Source organism: Aeromonas sp. R5-4, assembly GCF_040908215.1.
GTDB lineage: Bacteria > Pseudomonadota > Gammaproteobacteria > Enterobacterales > Aeromonadaceae > Aeromonas > Aeromonas veronii.
Window position 1 is genome coordinate 221,564 of the sequence record NZ_JBFODG010000033.1, and the last position, 16,348, is coordinate 237,911.

The 16,348-nt window shown below is 59.3% G+C and carries 15 protein-coding genes and 3 tRNA genes; 5 read left to right on the forward strand and 13 right to left on the reverse strand.

Annotated features, from left to right (window positions below; genetic code table 11):
* Positions 1–3: 3 nt before the first annotated feature.
* Positions 4–918: a LysR family transcriptional regulator gene (locus AB5Y83_RS18245; protein ID WP_179902313.1), complete on the reverse strand. Its 915-nt coding sequence runs from the start codon at positions 916–918 to the stop codon at positions 4–6.
* Between the two features lie 127 nt (positions 919–1,045).
* Complete coding sequence (locus AB5Y83_RS18250; protein WP_005334909.1) at positions 1,046–1,801, reverse strand: YciK family oxidoreductase; 756 nt, start codon at positions 1,799–1,801, stop codon at positions 1,046–1,048.
* Between the two features lie 222 nt (positions 1,802–2,023).
* On the opposite strand from AB5Y83_RS18250, the gene sohB reads away from it, so the two are divergent.
* Together sohB and AB5Y83_RS18260 are read left to right on the forward strand one after the other, a co-directional pair.
* The gene (gene sohB / locus AB5Y83_RS18255) at positions 2,024–3,031 is read left to right on the forward strand and encodes a protease SohB (RefSeq protein WP_005347779.1); all 1,008 of its coding nucleotides are present in this window, start codon (positions 2,024–2,026) and stop codon (positions 3,029–3,031) included.
* A gap of 200 nt (positions 3,032–3,231) precedes the next feature.
* Entirely contained in the window at positions 3,232–4,455 is a 1,224-nt protein-coding gene (locus tag AB5Y83_RS18260; protein ID WP_368175705.1) for an MFS transporter, read from the forward strand.
* A gap of 34 nt (positions 4,456–4,489) precedes the next feature.
* On the opposite strand, the gene AB5Y83_RS18265 is transcribed toward AB5Y83_RS18260, so the two are convergent.
* Both AB5Y83_RS18265 and AB5Y83_RS18270 read right to left on the reverse strand, forming a co-directional pair.
* The gene (locus AB5Y83_RS18265; RefSeq protein ID WP_043822377.1) at positions 4,490–5,572 is read right to left on the reverse strand and encodes a diguanylate cyclase; all 1,083 of its coding nucleotides are present in this window, start codon (positions 5,570–5,572) and stop codon (positions 4,490–4,492) included.
* Positions 5,573–5,746: 174 nt separating this feature from the next.
* Entirely contained in the window at positions 5,747–6,100 is a 354-nt protein-coding gene (locus tag AB5Y83_RS18270; RefSeq protein WP_005334901.1) for a DsrE/DsrF/TusD sulfur relay family protein, read from the reverse strand.
* 158 nt (positions 6,101–6,258) lie between these two features.
* On the opposite strand from AB5Y83_RS18270, the gene AB5Y83_RS18275 reads away from it, so the two are divergent.
* Positions 6,259–6,651: a DUF1090 domain-containing protein gene (locus AB5Y83_RS18275; protein WP_005334898.1), complete on the forward strand. Its 393-nt coding sequence runs from the start codon at positions 6,259–6,261 to the stop codon at positions 6,649–6,651.
* Positions 6,652–6,726: 75 nt separating this feature from the next.
* Here the strand turns inward: AB5Y83_RS18275 and AB5Y83_RS18280 are convergent, their stop codons facing one another.
* From AB5Y83_RS18280 to astB, 7 genes are all read right to left on the reverse strand, one after another.
* Entirely contained in the window at positions 6,727–6,975 is a 249-nt protein-coding gene (locus AB5Y83_RS18280) for a YfhL family 4Fe-4S dicluster ferredoxin (RefSeq protein WP_005334896.1), read from the reverse strand.
* Between the two features lies 1 nt (position 6,976).
* Positions 6,977–8,338 carry a tRNA 5-hydroxyuridine modification protein YegQ gene (gene yegQ, locus AB5Y83_RS18285; RefSeq protein WP_368175706.1) on the reverse strand — a complete coding sequence of 454 codons (1,362 nt, stop codon included), beginning with the start codon at positions 8,336–8,338 and terminating at the stop codon, positions 6,977–6,979.
* 278 nt (positions 8,339–8,616) lie between these two features.
* Positions 8,617–8,907: a hypothetical protein gene (locus AB5Y83_RS18290; protein ID WP_021229834.1), complete on the reverse strand. Its 291-nt coding sequence runs from the start codon at positions 8,905–8,907 to the stop codon at positions 8,617–8,619.
* A 142-nt stretch (positions 8,908–9,049) separates the two neighbouring features.
* Positions 9,050–9,134 (reverse strand) — tRNA-Tyr (locus AB5Y83_RS18295).
* Positions 9,135–9,178: 44 nt separating this feature from the next.
* Positions 9,179–9,263: transfer RNA gene (locus AB5Y83_RS18300), tRNA-Tyr, on the reverse strand.
* 39 nt (positions 9,264–9,302) lie between these two features.
* A tRNA-Tyr gene (locus AB5Y83_RS18305) sits at positions 9,303–9,387 on the reverse strand.
* A 241-nt stretch (positions 9,388–9,628) separates the two neighbouring features.
* The gene (gene astB / locus AB5Y83_RS18310; RefSeq protein WP_368175707.1) at positions 9,629–10,966 is read right to left on the reverse strand and encodes an N-succinylarginine dihydrolase; all 1,338 of its coding nucleotides are present in this window, start codon (positions 10,964–10,966) and stop codon (positions 9,629–9,631) included.
* A 355-nt stretch (positions 10,967–11,321) separates the two neighbouring features.
* Here astB and topA point away from each other — a divergent pair, with 355 nt between their 5' ends.
* On the forward strand, positions 11,322–13,943 hold the full coding sequence (gene topA / locus AB5Y83_RS18315) for a type I DNA topoisomerase (RefSeq protein WP_368175708.1): 2,622 nt from the start codon (positions 11,322–11,324) through the stop codon (positions 13,941–13,943).
* 108 nt (positions 13,944–14,051) lie between these two features.
* Positions 14,052–14,216: a hypothetical protein gene (locus AB5Y83_RS18320; protein WP_005334891.1), complete on the forward strand. Its 165-nt coding sequence runs from the start codon at positions 14,052–14,054 to the stop codon at positions 14,214–14,216.
* Between the two features lie 16 nt (positions 14,217–14,232).
* On the opposite strand, the gene AB5Y83_RS18325 is transcribed toward AB5Y83_RS18320, so the two are convergent.
* Entirely contained in the window at positions 14,233–14,589 is a 357-nt protein-coding gene (locus AB5Y83_RS18325; RefSeq protein WP_368175709.1) for an MGMT family protein, read from the reverse strand.
* 66 nt (positions 14,590–14,655) lie between these two features.
* Entirely contained in the window at positions 14,656–16,209 is a 1,554-nt protein-coding gene (locus AB5Y83_RS18330) for a methyl-accepting chemotaxis protein (protein WP_368175710.1), read from the reverse strand.
* Positions 16,210–16,348 lie beyond the last annotated feature (139 nt).

Here is a 16,348-nt window from a genome sequence, read left to right on the forward strand (position 1 = left end):
CTGTTATTTGTCGTGTTGGGGCTGGGTGTGCGGAAGCGGCGCTGATTCGCCCTGATATTCGTTGCGCAGGCAGCGCAGCAGCAGCTCGGTCGCAGGACCGAGAGATTCGGGGGAGAGGGTCAGCAGGTAGGTGTAGAGGTGGCGCTCGTTGCCGCTCTCCAGATCCAGCTGTATGAGTGAACCTTCCGCCAGCTCCCGCTCTACCAGATGGCGCGGCAGCCAGGCATAGCCGAGGCCGAGGCGCAGCATGGCGAGCACTTCGTGGTAGTGGGTCGCCTTCCAGCCGGTGTCATCTGCATCGTTCCAGTCCACCGAGCGGTGAATGGGGGGATGAAGGCTGATCTGGTTGTGGCTGGTCAATACATCGCTGCGGATGGGCCCCTCCTCTTGCGCCAGCGGATGGCTGGCGGCGCAGAGGGGCAGCAGGCACACCTCGTCCAGCAGCAGACCGGTGCGATCGCCGGGCAGGTGCTCGGAGAGCATCAGATCCCCCGGTTGCAGGGCGTTGAAGTGGCAGTGAATGCGTTCGTGCAGGTTGACTCGGCAACCCCGGCTGCGGGGATAGAAGCTGGCCAGCGCCCGATAGAGGCGATCCCTTGGTTGCAGCGCCGAGACATAGAGGTTGATCTGCGGCTCCCACTGCCGCTCCAGGTTGTTGGCCAGATTCTCCAGCTCCTCCACCTGCTGGCTCAACTGACGGGCCCGCTTGAGGAAGATCTCGCCCGCCGGCGTAAGCACCGCCTTGCGGCCGCGCACCTCCAGCAAGGGCACCCCCAGACTCTGCTGCAACTTTGCAACCGCATGATTGAGGGAGGACTGGCTCTTGTTCAGCGCCTCGGCCGCCTGGGCGTAGCCGCCGCAGTCGACCACCGCCTGAAAGATCCGCCATTGCTCAAACGTGCTCTTGGGACGAAACATAGTTCAACCTGATTGGAGATAGGATGGTCAGTGGTTCGAACAGGGAGCCTGTGCCCCCTATTCAATTTAACCCCTGCCGCACAACACTCTGGGTATTTTATTGATTTATTTGGGCTGAGCCGCCTGTTTATTTTGGCTGAGCCACAAAGGTCTGGCCGGTTTTGCCGCGGCTGTCCGACCCCATCAGGTAGAGGTAGAGCGGCATCAGGTCGGCCGGAGTCTTGAGGTTCATGGGATCTTCCGCCGGGAAGGCGCTGGCGCGCATCTTGGTACGGGTGCCGCCCGGATTGAGGGTATTGACCCGCACACCTGTGTTCTCAAGCTCGTCGGCCAGCACTTCCATCATCCCCTCGATGGCAAATTTGGAGATGGCATAGGTGCCCCAGTAGGCGCGCCCCTTGCGTCCCACACTGGAGGAGGTGTAGACGATGGAGGCATCGCCCTGCGCCTTGGCTGTCTGGCGCAGCAGCGGCAGCAGCGCCTGGGTCAGCAGGAATTCCGATTTGACGTTGACCTGCATCACCTCGTCCCACTCCTTCTCCTGAATATGTTCAAACGGAGAGAGGGTGCCAAGCAGGCCGGCGTTGAACAGCACGCCGTCGAGGCGGCCAAACTGCTGGGCGAAGGTTTCGGCCATGCCGCGGTAGTGGGCGGCGGTGGCACCTTTCAGATCCACCGGCACGATGGCGGGCAGCGGGTAACCGGCGGCTTCAATCTGGTCATACACGGCTTCGAGTTTGGCGCTGGTGCGGCCGAGCAGGATCACGGTGGCGCCGTGGGCAGCGTAGGTGAGGGCGGCTTCGCGGCCGATCCCGTCGCCGGCACCGGTGACCAGAATGACTTTATCCTTTAGCAGATCGCGGGGTGCCTGATAATCGAGCATGACAACTCCTGTTAACAAATTCCGGCCATAAGTGCATGGCAATCGGCGCCAAGTGTACTGATCCGCGCGCCTGTTTGACCAGCCAGCGGCAAGAAAAATGTGAAGAAAATAGAGAGGTTGTGATGCTCGGGTTGGTTTTTCCGGGCTCTGGCTGCGATTTTTTGCGCGCCTCCATCAAACTCCCTAGAATGTGACGAAAACCGATCCATTCTGGAGTCCATCGTGACATTTCTGACCGAATATGGCCTGTTTCTGGCCAAGACAGTGACCTTCCTGCTGGCCATCGGCGCCATCATCCTGATGATTGTGAGCACTCGCCAGCCGAAAGCGCGCAAGGGTGAGCTGGTGGTGACCGATCTCTCGAGCGAGCTGGAGCAGGGGCAATTTGCCCTCAAGAGCGCGCTCGCCAGCAAGGCCGAGCGCAAGGTGATGGAAAAGCAGCAAAAAGAGGAGCAGAAGAAGCGTGCCAAGGCGGGGGATGAGCGCAGTCGCCTGTTCGTGCTCGATTTCAACGGCAGCATGGATGCCAAAGAGGTGGCCTCCCTGCGCGAGGAGGTGAGCGCGGTGATTGGCGTCGCCCAGCCCGGCGACGAGGTGCTGCTGCGGCTCGAATCCGGTGGCGGCGTGGTGCATGGCTATGGTTTGGCCGCTTCCCAGTTGCAGCGACTGCGCGATCGTGACATCAAGCTCACCGTGGCTATCGATAAGGTGGCGGCGAGCGGTGGCTACATGATGGCCTGTGTGGCAGACAAGATCCTGGCTGCCCCCTTTGCCATCGTCGGCTCCATCGGGGTGATCGCCCAGATGCCGAACTTCAACAAGTTGTTGAAAAAGCATGATATCGAATTCGAGATGCACACCGCCGGTCAGTACAAGCGCACCATCACCATGTTTGGCGAGAACGACGATCTGGGGCGCGAGAAGTTTCGCGAGGAGCTGGCGGCGATCCACGAGCGCTTCAAGGCCTTTGTGGCCGAACACCGCCCGCAACTCGATATCGATCAGGTCACGACCGGTGAACACTGGCTGGCGAGTCAGGCCAAGGGGCTGGGGCTGGTGGATACCCTCTGCACTAGCGATGACTATCTGCTGGCGCAGGCCAGCCACCACAAGGTGATCGGCATCAGCTATCGCAAGCCAAAAAGCCTGACCCAGAAGTTGGGGCAGCAGGGCGCGCAGGCGCTCGAGGCAGGACTTGGGCGGCTGTGGCAGCAAAGCCCCTGGCGCTAAGCTTGGCCCTCTGGCGCTAGCCGGAGGGACATCCCGTGATAAAAAGGCCAGCCGATGCCCATCGGCTGGCCTTTTTGCATCCAGTTGCACCTTGTCGGTGAGCGAGGGTTGTTTCTATTGAGGCCCCCTGTTACAACTGAATGCTTTCCCCGTTTATGACAGGATCTTGTGGTAAGAGCTGCGGGGCATGGAGCATAGCGATGGCATGGAGCACCTTCAGGCAATTTACCCCGCTGGTCTGGATCGTCATTCTGGGTACCTTCATGGTGCGTACCAGCTACTACATGGTGTGGCCCTTCCTCTCCATTCTGCTCTATCGGGAGTATGACCTTTCGGCCACCTTCATTGGCCTGTTACTGGGTGGCTCGATGGCCCTCTCTACCCTGGTCAGTTTTTACGGTGGCTGGCTCTCTGATCGCTTCGGGCGGCGCAGCATACTGCTGGCCGGTTGTCTGGTGGCGATGCTCTGTTTCGGCCTGCTCGGTTTCTCCCATGCGGTGTTCTGGCTCGGGGTCGGGGTGATGGGCAGCGGCCTCTCGTCGGGGCTCATCGATGCCCCCGGTAAGGCGTTGATGGCCGACAGTCTGGCCTCGGCCAAGGCGAGGGAGCTGGCACTGCACCTGCGCTATTTTCTGCTCAACCTGGGGGCGGCGTTGGGGCCTCTGCTCGGGGTGACCCTCGGGATCAACGCCCAGCAGGAGACCTTCCTGTTTCTGGTGGTAAGCTATTTGCTGCTGGCGCTGGCCTTTGGCTGGGGATTTCGCCGGGCTGGCAGCACAGGCAAGCCGGGAGCTGCTGGCCCTGGACTGCGGGATGCTATCAAGGTGTTGCTGGCGGATCGCGCCTTCCTGCTGCTGGTGATGGCCAATCTCCTGATGGTGCTGGTCTACTCCCAGTTTCACTCGCCGCTGGTGCAGTACCTGACCCGGGCTGGTATGCCGCAGGTGGCCGAGCTGGTTGCTCTGCTGGTGGCGACCAATGCCCTGACCGTGGTGCTGCTGCAATTTCCGCTGCTGCGGTTGTTGTCACGCTGGCCGGTGCGGGTACGGCTTCATATCGGCATGGCGCTCTTTCTGGCGGCCCAGCTGCTCTTCGCGCTGGGGGACCCGATGGTGCGCAGCCACTGGTTTGGCGCCGTGCTGTTGCTCAGCATCGGCGAGACCATCCTCTTCCCCCTGCTCAACGTGCTGATCGACCAGATGGCCCCCACTCACCTCAAGGGAAGCTATTTTGGCGCCAGTGCACTGGCCGGGTTGGGAGGGGCCGCTGGCGCCCTGCTGGGAGGCTGGATCCTCGAGCAGTGGAGTGGTCAGTTGCTCTATGTGCTGATGGCGCTGCTTTGTGTAGCGATTTTTGCGCTTTATGAGTGGGGGGCCAGAGTACAGCGTCCCGCTGTGGCCACGTCTGTGGTTGAGCGTAGCTGACCCGGTTAATGCGGGGATCTGTGATGCTGAATGTTCAGTGCGTGCTACCCGGCGTCTTCTCTTTGAGCGCCTTCTTGGCTGCGTACATCCTCTCGTCGGCGAGCCGGATCAGGTTTAGCCCATCGTCGTAGTGCTCCGGTCCGGTCTGCACTATGCCGATACTGAGGGTGAGATCGCCCAGCTGCTCCTTGACGGTGTTGACCAATCGTTTGAGATAGATATCCCGCGCCTGACTCTCGTTGCAGTTGGGCAGGATCAGGCAGAACTCATCTCCGCCATAACGAAAGCAGCTGTCTTCGGCGCGAAAGACCTGACGGATGCAGTTGCCGACGATGCGCAGGATCTCGTCTCCGCGCTGGTGACCTTCGGTATCGTTGATTTGCTTGAAGTTGTCGATATCGAGATAGGCGATGGCCATGGGTTCGGCACGGCGCTGACAGGTGCGCAGGCTCAGCAGCAACAGCTCGTTGAGGTGGCGAACGTTGAGCAATCCGGTCAGGGCATCGGTGCGGTTCAGCTCCTCCAGTTGTTTGGTACGCTCGCGAACTTTCTGCTCCAGACTCTTGGCATAGTTCTCCGACTTCTCTCTGGATGACTCTATTTCCGACACCAGACTGCGAATGTAGGTTTCGAAGACCAGAGTGATGTCGAACAGAAAGAGTTTGTCCAGGGCGGCCAGCATGACGAGGCGCTCCGGTTCATCGCGGATCTGCTCGAACATATCCTCGATCAGCAGGGCTTTGAGGGTGTTGATGGCGGCCAGATAGAGCTTGGGTTCGACCCCGATCCGCTTGTGAACCAGCCCGATCCGAAGCCGGTTGTTGACGTACTCCAAATCGTAATGGCCGCTGAAGAGATCGAGCACATAGCGCCGTTGCGCGGTGCGCAACCGTATGAGGGTATCGGCATCCCCGATCAACAGGGCGATTTCGGTGATGGCCGTCTGCTGCTGGTAGAAGCGATCTACCAGGGCGTCGATCCGTGGTTCTATCTTGCTGCAATAACTTGCCAGCCGCGCCACATCCTGTTCATTGAGCAGCAATAACTCCTTGCGATGGGCAATTTCAAAGTCGGTGATCCTCATCTGCTCAAGCAGGGTCTGTTCGGTCGGATTCATCGTCGTCCTCGGTTTATTACTGGGCGTTACGCTGTCCGTGAGGTGGGACAAACAAGCTGGCGTGGCAATTGATAGTGTAGTCAGTGAGGCTGGGGCGCGCGCAATGCCCCCGCGTGGCGGGGGCTATGGAGGGTCAGGTGAAGGCTAAAGGGGCAAGAGATCCGGAGGGGGAGATCAGAAGGTCAGCACCTTGTCGGCAGCCAGGGTCCATTGGGCCAGCATCGGCAGGGTGCCGACCTCAATGCCCTCGATCAGCGGCAGGGCTGTGATGCCACGGGCATCGGTGCAGGTCTTGCACAGGCGAATGGTGACGCCCTGGGCCAGCAGGATCTCCAGCATCTGGCGCAGGTTGTATCCCTCGGCCGGTGCCTGACCGGCCAGCGCCGCGCTCACCGCATCGGACATCAGGAACAGCTTCAGGCTGGCACCACCCTGTTCGTTGAGGGCGATAGCGAGACGCAGGGCGTTGAACAGGGATTCGCTGCCATAGGGGGCACCGTTGGCAATGACCACAATTTGTTGATTCATAACAGACTCCCGATTGGAAAGAGCGCCATTGTAGAACCAACAGGGTGGCAATTGCGTGATGTTGCACAACTTCTGTCGCACCTTTTTCCCGCTTGCTTGACCCTGTCGCCGATCGAGGTTTTTATGGTCAGCTCGCAAACAAGACCGGATGAATCGAGATGTGGAAAGTATTGGGAGCCGGCTTGCTGCTATTGGCGGGTCAGGCCTTTGGCAGTGAGGCGGTCGGTTGCAAGGCCCGTCTGCAGGCCGTCAACGACCAGCTGGTGTTTGCCAAAGCACACAACAACGCTGGGCAGATTGCCGGGCTCGAACAGGCAGCGCGCAATATCAAGGCCAACTGTACCGATGAAGGTCTGCTCAAGGAGCAGAAAGAGCGGGTTAACAAACTGCGCGGCGAGGTGGACGAGCGCCTGCTCGAGCTGCAGGAGGCGAGAGTCAGTGGCAAACCGGAGAAGATTGCCAAGCGGCAGGCCAGGCTGGAGGAGTCCCAGACCCGGATGCTGGAGGCCCAGCGGGAGCTGGACAAACTGATCCGGCTGGTCGGCAAGTGATAGCCAGCCGCTGCACGCAGGATCAAAAAAGGCCGATTACTCGGCCTTTTTTTCGTTTTACGGTCTGTGCATCAGCTACTGCCTGTGCATCCGCACAAACTTCTCCATCAGCTGATCTTCGGTCTCCACATGAGCGGGATCCCAGATGATGCAGTCGATAGGGCAGACACTGATGCAGGTCGGCTTCTCATAGTGACCGACGCACTCGGTGCAGCGACTGGGGTCGATCTCGTAGATCTCCTCACCCAGGCTGATGGCCTGGTTGGGGCACTCGGGATCGCACATGTCACAGTTGATGCACTTGTCGGTGATGAGCAGCGCCATCTCAGGCCGCCGTGTGCGGGTTGCGGGTATCCTGGCTGTCGCCCAGATTGCGCAGCAAAATGCCGTAGTTCACATCCAGATCTTTCGGGACCGGCACATAGACCACGTGACCGTTGCCCGGCGCGGTATCGATAAGCTCGCCCTTGCGGTTCTCCATCTGCTCCAGATTGAAACGGACGTTGCCCTGCGGGGTCATCAGCTCCAGATTGTTGCCCACCAGGAACTTGTTCTTCACCTCGACCTCGACCATGTCACCTTTGCGTCCGGTGATTTCGCCGACAAACTGCTGGGTGTCGGAGACGGAGTAGCCGTAGTCGTAGTTCTGGTATTCGCTGTGGTTGTGACGGCGCAGGAAGCCCTCGGTGTAGCCGCGGTGGGCCAGATTTTCGAGGGTGCCCATCAGGCTGCGGTCGAACGGACGACCCGCCACCGCATCGTCGATGGCCTTGCGGTAAACCTGCGCGGTACGGGCGCAGTAATAGAAAGACTTGGTGCGTCCTTCGATTTTCAGGGAGTGAACGCCCATCTTGGTCAGTCGCTCGACGTGCTCGACGGCGCGCAAGTCCTTGGAGTTCATGATGTAGGTGCCGTGCTCGTCCTCGAACGCGCTCATGTACTCGCCCGGGCGATTGGACTCTTCCAGCAGCACCAGGGCATCAGTCGGCTTGCCAAGGCCTAGCGTGTTGTCCGGACGCACTTTGATCGGCTCCTGACGGTGGACGATCTGGCCCACGTCATCTTCTTTACCCTCGTGCACCTTGTACTCCCAGCGGCAGGAGTTGGTGCAGGTGCCCTGGTTGGGGTCGCGCTTGTTGATGTAACCGGAGAGCAGGCAGCGGCCCGAGTAGGCCATGCACAGGGCGCCGTGGACGAAGACTTCCAGCTCCATCTCCGGCACCTGTATGCGGATCTCTTCGATCTCGTCAAGTGACAGCTCGCGCGACAGGATGGCGCGGGTCAGGCCCATCTGATGCCAAAACTTCACCGTCGCCCAGTTGACCGCGTTGGCCTGCACCGAGAGGTGAATGGGCATATCCGGGAAGGCTTCACGCATCATCATGATGAGACCTGGGTCAGACATGATCAGCGCATCCGGCTTCATCTCCACCACAGGGCGCATGTCGCGGATAAAGGTCTTGAGCTTGGAGTTGTGGGGCTGGATGTTGGCCACCACATAGAACTGCTTGCCCAGCGCATGGGCTTCGTTGATGCCCAGCTGCAGGTTTTCGTGATCGAATTCGTTGTTGCGCACCCGCAGGCTGTAGCGCGGCTGGCCCGCATAGACGGCATCGGCGCCATAGGCATAGGCGTAACGCATATTCTTGAGGGAACCTGCGGGGGAGAGCAATTCTGGTTTAAACATGGCGGACTCTTTATATCTGATTGCAAATCAGGACGATGCCACCTGATGGCATCGTAGTGGTTGAGTTGCGGTGCAAGATGCCCTCCGAGAGGAGGCTCAATGTAGCGCGACCCGATGACGGCATATCCGGGGCCTATCTACAGACGATGCGCCGGATATTCGGGGTGCGAGATTGTACTCGCACCCACGTCATCATGCAATTTGGCAGGAATATCCTGTGAATGGAAAATCAGTTTTTGGGTAATCTTTGATGGTGGGTTAGCGATAGTTGCTGATGCTCAATTATCCAGTGCGAGTTGAAAAGCGGGGAACTGTTCACTCATAAAATTGCGGGGGCTGTGGCCATTGCCTGCGCTGGCCAGCCATTCCCAATCCAGTTTTGGCGAGCCCGCTTTGAAGCGTTGATAGGCAACGCCCTGATGAATGGTCAGAAAGAGGGTCGTGGGGAGTCCCAGCTTGTTGCTGTAGCGCACCATCAGATCGCCCTGATAGTCGTTGCTGATTCTGACTTTGAGCGCCTGCAGTGTCAGACCGGTGGCGTGACCATGCTCGTCCCAGACTTCAAACATGATGTGAACACTCTGATGTCGATGATGCCACGATGAGCAAGATGGGATGCAATTGCAACTGTCAGATCTGACAAGTCCGAAAAAGTGTGAGGGGAATGGCAGAAAGCGAAAACCCGGCGCGAGGCCGGGTTTTCTTGAATGATGGTGGAGGGAGAAGGATTCGAACCTTCGAAGGCAGAGCCGTCAGATTTACAGTCTGATCCCTTTGGCCGCTCGGGAACCCCTCCACAGGGGCAAAGCAAATTGTATTCAGCCATTGCAATCAGGGAAATGGTGGAGGGAGAAGGATTCGAACCTTCGAAGGCAGAGCCGTCAGATTTACAGTCTGATCCCTTTGGCCGCTCGGGAACCCCTCCACGGGGTATTTCCTGATTTTCACTACTTTTGCACTTGAATGGTGGAGGGAGAAGGATTCGAACCTTCGAAGGCAGAGCCGTCAGATTTACAGTCTGATCCCTTTGGCCGCTCGGGAACCCCTCCCCAAGTGCGAGGCGCATACTATCAGATCCAGAGGCTTTGTGAACCCCTTGATGAGGCATCTGGCAGTAAAAAATGACTGTTCGTCGATTTTTTGATACATCCAGCTCAAAATTCAAGCTTATCAGCAAGTTGTGCGCTGCTTTTCTGCACAAAACAGCATCCGTGCAAGCTGGCGAGTGCGCTGAAGATGAGGCAGATAGCAGAAGACCGCCAGCGTTGGCGGTCTTGCCTGGCATCACATCTAGCGCTGGAACGGGTAGACCGAACCCAGTTTCAGGATCTGGGTCAGCTCGTCCAGTGCGCTGCGGGACTCCTGCACCAGTGCCGGATCCCGCAGGTCATCGAGGGTCAGGCGGTCGCGGTAGTGGCGATCGACCCAGCCATCGAGGCGGGCAAACTGGCTGTCGTTGATAAGGCAGGCCGGATTGACCGCAGCGAGTTCCTGATCGTTCATGGCGACCCGCAGTCGCAGGCAGGCCGGGCCGCCACCATTACGCATGCTCTGTTTCACATCCATATAGTGGACCGCCTTGATCGGAGTCTCCTGCGTCAGCAGCTTGCCAAGATAGGCCGACACCGCCGGATTATCGCGGCACTCGGTGGGGGCGATAATGGCCATCTCGCCGCTCGGCAGGGTGAGGATCTGGGTGTTGAACAGGTAGGATTTCACCGCATCCAGCACGGATACCTCGGCGGTTGGCACTTCGATAAAGTGCAAATTCCCCTCGCCAAACTTGCCGCGGATCTCGGTCAGTACCGCTTCGGTGTTGAGGAACGCTTGCTGGTGGAAGAAGAGCACGTTCTGGTTGCCCACCGCGATCACATCGTTATGGAATACCCCCTGATCGATCACCTCCGGGTTTTGCTGAATAAACACCACGCTCTCCTCGCCAAGGCCATGCAGGCGGGCGATGGCCTGGCTTGCTTCCAGAGTCTGGCGGGCCGGGTAGCGCTTCGGCGCCGGGCGGGAGTAGTCAAAGGCGCTGCGGCCATAGACAAACAGCTCGACCCCCGCCTCGCCATAGGCACGGCAGAGGCGGGTGTGGTTGGCCGCCCCCTCGTCGCCGAAGTGGTCATTCTCCGGCAGATGGAGGTGGTGGCTGAAGTGGCGATCGTTGTTGAACACTCCGCGCAGGATACGGCCCGTGACGTCGGGCTCCAGGGAGCGGTGAAACTTGTTGGTCAGGTTGGCGGGGGTGAAGTGAATGCGGCCATCCTGGGTATCGGCACTGGGAGAGACGGTGGCGGCGTTGGCTGTCCACATGCTGGAGGCTGAATAGCAGGCAGCCAGTACGGCGGGAGCCTGTTTGGCGGCCTGTTCCAGCGCCCGGGCATCGTTGCCGGTGAAGCCGAGGCGGCGCAGGGTAGCGAGGTCGGGACGCTCTTGTGGCGCCAGTACCCCCTGGGTCATGCCAAGCTCGGTCAGCGCCTTCATCTTGCGTAGCCCCTGCTTGGCGGCCTCTTTCGGATTGGAAGCCTCCTGGGCATTGCTCTGGGAGGCAACATTGCCGTAGGAGAGGCCGGCATAGTTATGAGTCGGGCCGACCAGACCGTCGAAATTGACCTCGAAGTGCTTCATTGAGTACATCCTTTCGATTTTTATGATGGGTAGCGGTTCCTTCCGCGCACAATGCGTCGGGGTTGGGCCATTATAAAGAGATTTTATGTTTTTGTAACAAGCCGGTAACCAGCAGACGTTTTTATGTCGTTTCAGATATAAAAAGAGGGGCGGTATGGCAGAAAATTGAAAAAGCGGTTGCGTCCGGCCTGTTGCCTTCGCATTAATAAATAAAGAAGCAATAAAAGAAGCCGTGTGGTTCGGGCTGGTCAGGCAAATTTGCTCACAAGATTGCTTTTTCGCGCCAAATCTCTTATACAGCCCCACAAAACCGCACACCAACCCCGTCGGGTGCAATGAGGATAATAGTTACAGCATGGGCAAATCACTGGTCATAGTGGAGTCTCCGGCCAAGGCCAAGACGATCAACAAATATCTGGGCAAGGACTACGTGGTGAAATCCAGCGTTGGTCATGTTCGCGATCTGCCCACCAGCGGCAGCGCCAGCACCGAGCCCAAGAAACCTGTCATTCGCGGCATCAAGTTAAGCGAATCCGAGAAGGCTGCCAAGGATCGCAAGGCCCTGTTTGCCCGGATGGGTATCAATCCGACCGCTGGCTGGCAGGCCAACTACCAGATTTTGCCCGGCAAGGAGAAGGTGGTCAGCGAGTTGCAAAGTCTGGCCGAGAAAGCCGACACCATCTATCTCGCAACCGACTTGGATAGAGAAGGAGAAGCGATCGCCTGGCACCTGCGCGAGATCATCGGTGGCGACGACAGCCGCTACAAGCGCGTGGTGTTCAACGAGATCACCAAGAGCGCCATCAAGGAGGCGTTTGCCCAGCCGTCCGAACTCAATATTGACCGCGTCAATGCCCAGCAGGCCCGTCGTTTCCTCGACCGCGTGGTGGGTTACATGGTTTCCCCGCTGCTGTGGAAAAAGCTGGCCCGTGGTCTCTCCGCCGGTCGGGTACAGTCCGTTGCGGTGCGTCTCATCGTCGATAAAGAGCGCGAAATCAAGGCGTTCGTTCCGGTCGAGTTCTGGGATCTCAATGCCGACCTGCTGACCGCCGACAAGAGCGATCTGCGGATGGAAGTGGTCAGCCGCAACGGGGCTGACTTCAAGCCCGTGACCCAGGCCGAGACCTTTGCCGCTGTCGCAGCCCTGGAAGGGGTCGACTACAAGGTGGTGAACCGGGAAGACAAGCCGACCGGCTCCAAGCCATCCGCGCCGTTTATCACCTCCACCCTGCAGCAGGCGGCCTCTACCCGTCTGAGCTTCGGGGTCAAGAAGACCATGATGATGGCCCAGCGTCTCTATGAAGCGGGTTACATCACCTATATGCGTACCGACTCCACCAACCTCAGCAAAGAGGCGGTTGAGGCGGTGCGTGAATATATCGGCGAGCAGTATGGCGCGGCCTATCTGCCAGCCGAGCCGAATCTGTATGGCGCCAAGGCCAATGCTCAGGAAGCGCACGAGGCGATCCGCCCCTCCAACGTACAGGTGACAGCCGAGATGCTGGAAGGGATGGAGCCGGATGCCATGCGTCTGTACGACCTCATCTGGCGTCAGTTTGTCGCCTGCCAGATGACCCCGGCTCAGTACGACTCTTCCACCCTGACCGTCAAGGCGGGTGAGTTCGAGCTCAAGGCCCGTGGCCGTACCCTGCGCTTCGCAGGTTGGACCAAGGCACTGCCGCCGATGGGTCGCAAGGGCGAAGATAGCCAGCTGCCTGCGGTCACCGTGGGCGAGGTGCTGAAACTGGTCAAGCTGGATCCGCGCCAGCACTTCACCAAGCCGCCTGCCCGTTTCACCGAAGCGGCGCTGGTGCGCGAGCTGGAAAAACGTGGCATCGGCCGTCCGTCAACCTATGCCTCCATCATCTCCACTATCGTCGATCGCGGTTATGTACGGGTCGAGAGCCGCCGTTTCTTCGCCGAGAAGATGGGCGAGATTGTCACCGATCGTCTGGTGGAGAACTTCGTCGAGCTGATGAACTACGAGTTCACCGCCAAGATGGAAGACAAGCTCGATGGCATCGCCGAAGGGAGCTTGGAGTGGAAGAAGGTGCTGGACGCTTTCTACGCCGAGTTTACCCAGGAGCTGGAGAAGGCTGACAAGGCGCCCGAAGAGGGCGGCATGCGTGCCAACCAGATGGTGATGACTGACATCGACTGCCCGGATTGCGGCCGCAAGATGGGTATTCGTACCGCCACCACCGGCGTGTTCCTTGGTTGCTCCGGCTATGCTTTGTCGCCGAAAGAGCGCTGCAAGAAGACCATCAACCTGGTCTCTGCCGACGAGTTTGTCTCCGCCACTGACGGCGAAGAGGCGGAAACCGAAGCGCTGCGCGCCAAGCACCGCTGCGGTGTCTGTGGTACAGCGATGGATGCCTACATCATCGATGACAGCCGCAAGCTGCACGTCTGTGGTCGCAACCCGGACTGCGATGGCTACGAGATCGAGAAGGGCCAGTTCAAGCTCAAGGGCTACGAAGGGCCGAGCATCGAGTGCGACCGTTGCGGAGCCGAGATGCAGCTCAAGAACGGCCGTTTCGGCAAGTACATGGGCTGCACCAACGAGACCTGCAAGAACACTCGCAAGATCCTGAAAAATGGCGACATCGCGCCGCCGAAGGAGGATCCGGTGCCGCTGCCGGAGCTCAAGTGCACCCAGTCCGATGCCCACTTTGTGCTGCGTGACGGGGCTGCCGGTCTGTTCCTGGCGGCCAGCAACTTCCCCAAATCCCGCGAGACCCGCGCGCCGCTGGTGGAAGAGCTCAAGCGCTTCAAGGATCGCATCTCCGCCAAGCACAAGTATCTGGCCGGTGCCCCGCTCACCGATCCGGACGGCAACCCCGCTATTGTGCGCTTCAGTCGCAAGACCAAGGAGCAGTACGTGATGAGCGAGGTCAACGGCAAGGCGACCGGTTGGACCGCTCACTACGACAACGGTACCTGGCAAGAGAGTTTGCCAAAGGCTAAAAAAGCCTGATGAAAAGAGGCCCCGATAAGGGGCCTCTTTGCTTATGGATAGCGGTATACTGAGACAGCTGCAAGGAGTGCAGCTGTCGTCAATCGCGAAGTAGACAAGGAGGTTGAGATGGAGATTAACGAGATCCGGCCAGGCATGAGCTGCATGACCCGGGAAGGGGCGGCCTATGTGCTGGAGGTTGACCGGCAGAGCCTGCTGGTGCTGCTGCAGCGCGCGGATGAGACCATACCGGTGCAGGTGCGCAGCGACGAGATCCTGGCGCCGCTGGAGTGATCCAGCGGTGATCCCCTCAAAACGGCAGTAGAAAAATCAGCTCGGCCAGATCGGGCTGCCATTGCCACTCCTTCATTCTGACCCGCCCACCGATCACCACGACCCCTTCTTGCTGCAGGCGTCCCGTCTGTTCGGCAAAGCCTGGCGACCCTTTCGGTAACGAGATGGTGCCCGCTGCGCCCAGCACCCGATGCCACGGCAGTACCTTGTCGGTTTCCCGCAGCACTTTGCCCACCAGTCTTGCCCGTCCTGGCAACCCGGCCAGATCGGCCACCTGACCATAGCTGACCACCCGGCCTGCCGGGATCAGGGCGATGATCGCTTCGATACGGGCCGTTTTGTTCAATGGGGATGGACTTGGTTCAATGCTCATAGACCCGATTCGTCAAAAACAACAGAAGCGCCATTGTGGCGCTTCTGTCATGGGGCTGGCAATGATTCAGCCGAAGGTCTGGCTAAGCCCCTTCAGTTGCTTGGCCCGTTCCAGCAGAGCCTGACTGGAGTGATCGACATCCAGCATCTTCTGACTGTTGGCGTGGGAGTACTCGGAGATCTGGTGGATGCTGCGGCTGATCTCCTCCACGACCGCTTGTTGCTGCTCTGCAGCGGTGGCGATCTGGGTGGAGTGTTCGGTGACCAGCTCTATCTCTGCCAGCACGGTATGGAGGCTGCTGGCGCCCTGGCGGGTCATCTCGGCACATGCGCGGGTCTGTTGCAGGTTCTCCTGCATCATCCCCTTCCAACGTCCCAGCGTGTGCTGGATCTGCTTGATGCTGCCCTGGATCTGCTCGGTCGCCTTGTGGGTGCGGGTCGATAGAGTACGCACCTCGTCTGCGACCACCGCAAAACCACGGCCCTGCTCCCCGGCGCGAGCGGCTTCGATAGCGGCGTTGAGGGCCAGCAGGTTAGTCTGCTCGGCGATGCCCTGGATCTCGCCCATGACACTGCCAATCCGTTCGGATTCACTGGCGAGCTCTACCGCCGAGTTGAACGCCAGCTCTGCCTGTTTGGCGAGCTGTTCGATCTGTTGCTCGGTCTGGTTCAACTGTTGGTTGGTTTGTTCACAACGATTGCGAGCTTCGTTGACCTGACCGTTGGAGTCTTGAATGTTGCGGGCGATCTCGTGAGCTGTGTTGGCCATTTGAGTCATAGCTGTAGCCATCTGCTGGGTCTGGGCATCTTGCTCGTTGATATCGAGACAGGCCTGATGAGAGGCCTGCTTCAAATTGATGGCCAAGGTTTGCAGAGGTGCCGTGGCATCGTTGATCCGCCCCAACACGGTTCGGATGCGGGCCTGCAGCATCTTGATATGAAAATCGGCAATGGCGCCGGGGTTGTCACCGGAGTAGACCAGTCGGGTCAGACTGTCGTATTCACGGCCCAGTTGCTGCAGATAGTGGGGCAGGGCAAAGAGCTCGCGCCAGTAGGCTCCGCCAATAAGCAACAGGGGCAGCAGCATCAGCAGGACGGTCATGGCCCCTTGGCTGGCGAAGGCCCAGCCCATCAGGCCGAGCAGCAGCAGGGTGATGGCCGGGGTGCGCACTTTGACAAGAGAGGGGAGGTTGCTGCTGTTGCCGCGCTCGGCCTTGAGCAGAGCTTGGTAGGTCTGAGCAGCGATGCGCTTGAATTGGGGCTCGGGCTTGCAGCGTACCGACTGGTAGCCGCTGATCCTGTTGCCTTCATAGATGGGGGTCACATAGGCATCTACCCAGTAGTAACGACCATCCTTGCAGCGATTCTTGACGATGCCGCGCCAGGGTTTGCCCTCCTTGAGGCGGGCCCAGAGATCGGCGAAGGCGGCCTTGGGCATGTCGGGGTGGCGTACCAGATTGTGGTTGTGACCGACCAGCTCGTCGGCGCTATAGCCGGCGATGGTGCAAAAAGCCGGATTGGCATAAGTGATCACCCCGCGCAGGTCAGTGGTGGAGACCAGTTGTACGTCGGCAGGAAACTCCACTTCGCTATCCAGGGTATGGACATCTCTGCGGGCCATAGGAATACGCTCCGATGTTCTTGTTGATAATGTTGTCGTTGTTATTGTGGCAGATCTGGAGGTGGCCGCAGGCTCGCGCCAGCAGGAGGCAGACCAGCTTCATTGGGGGCTGGATTTTGCCAATAATGGCGGATGAATG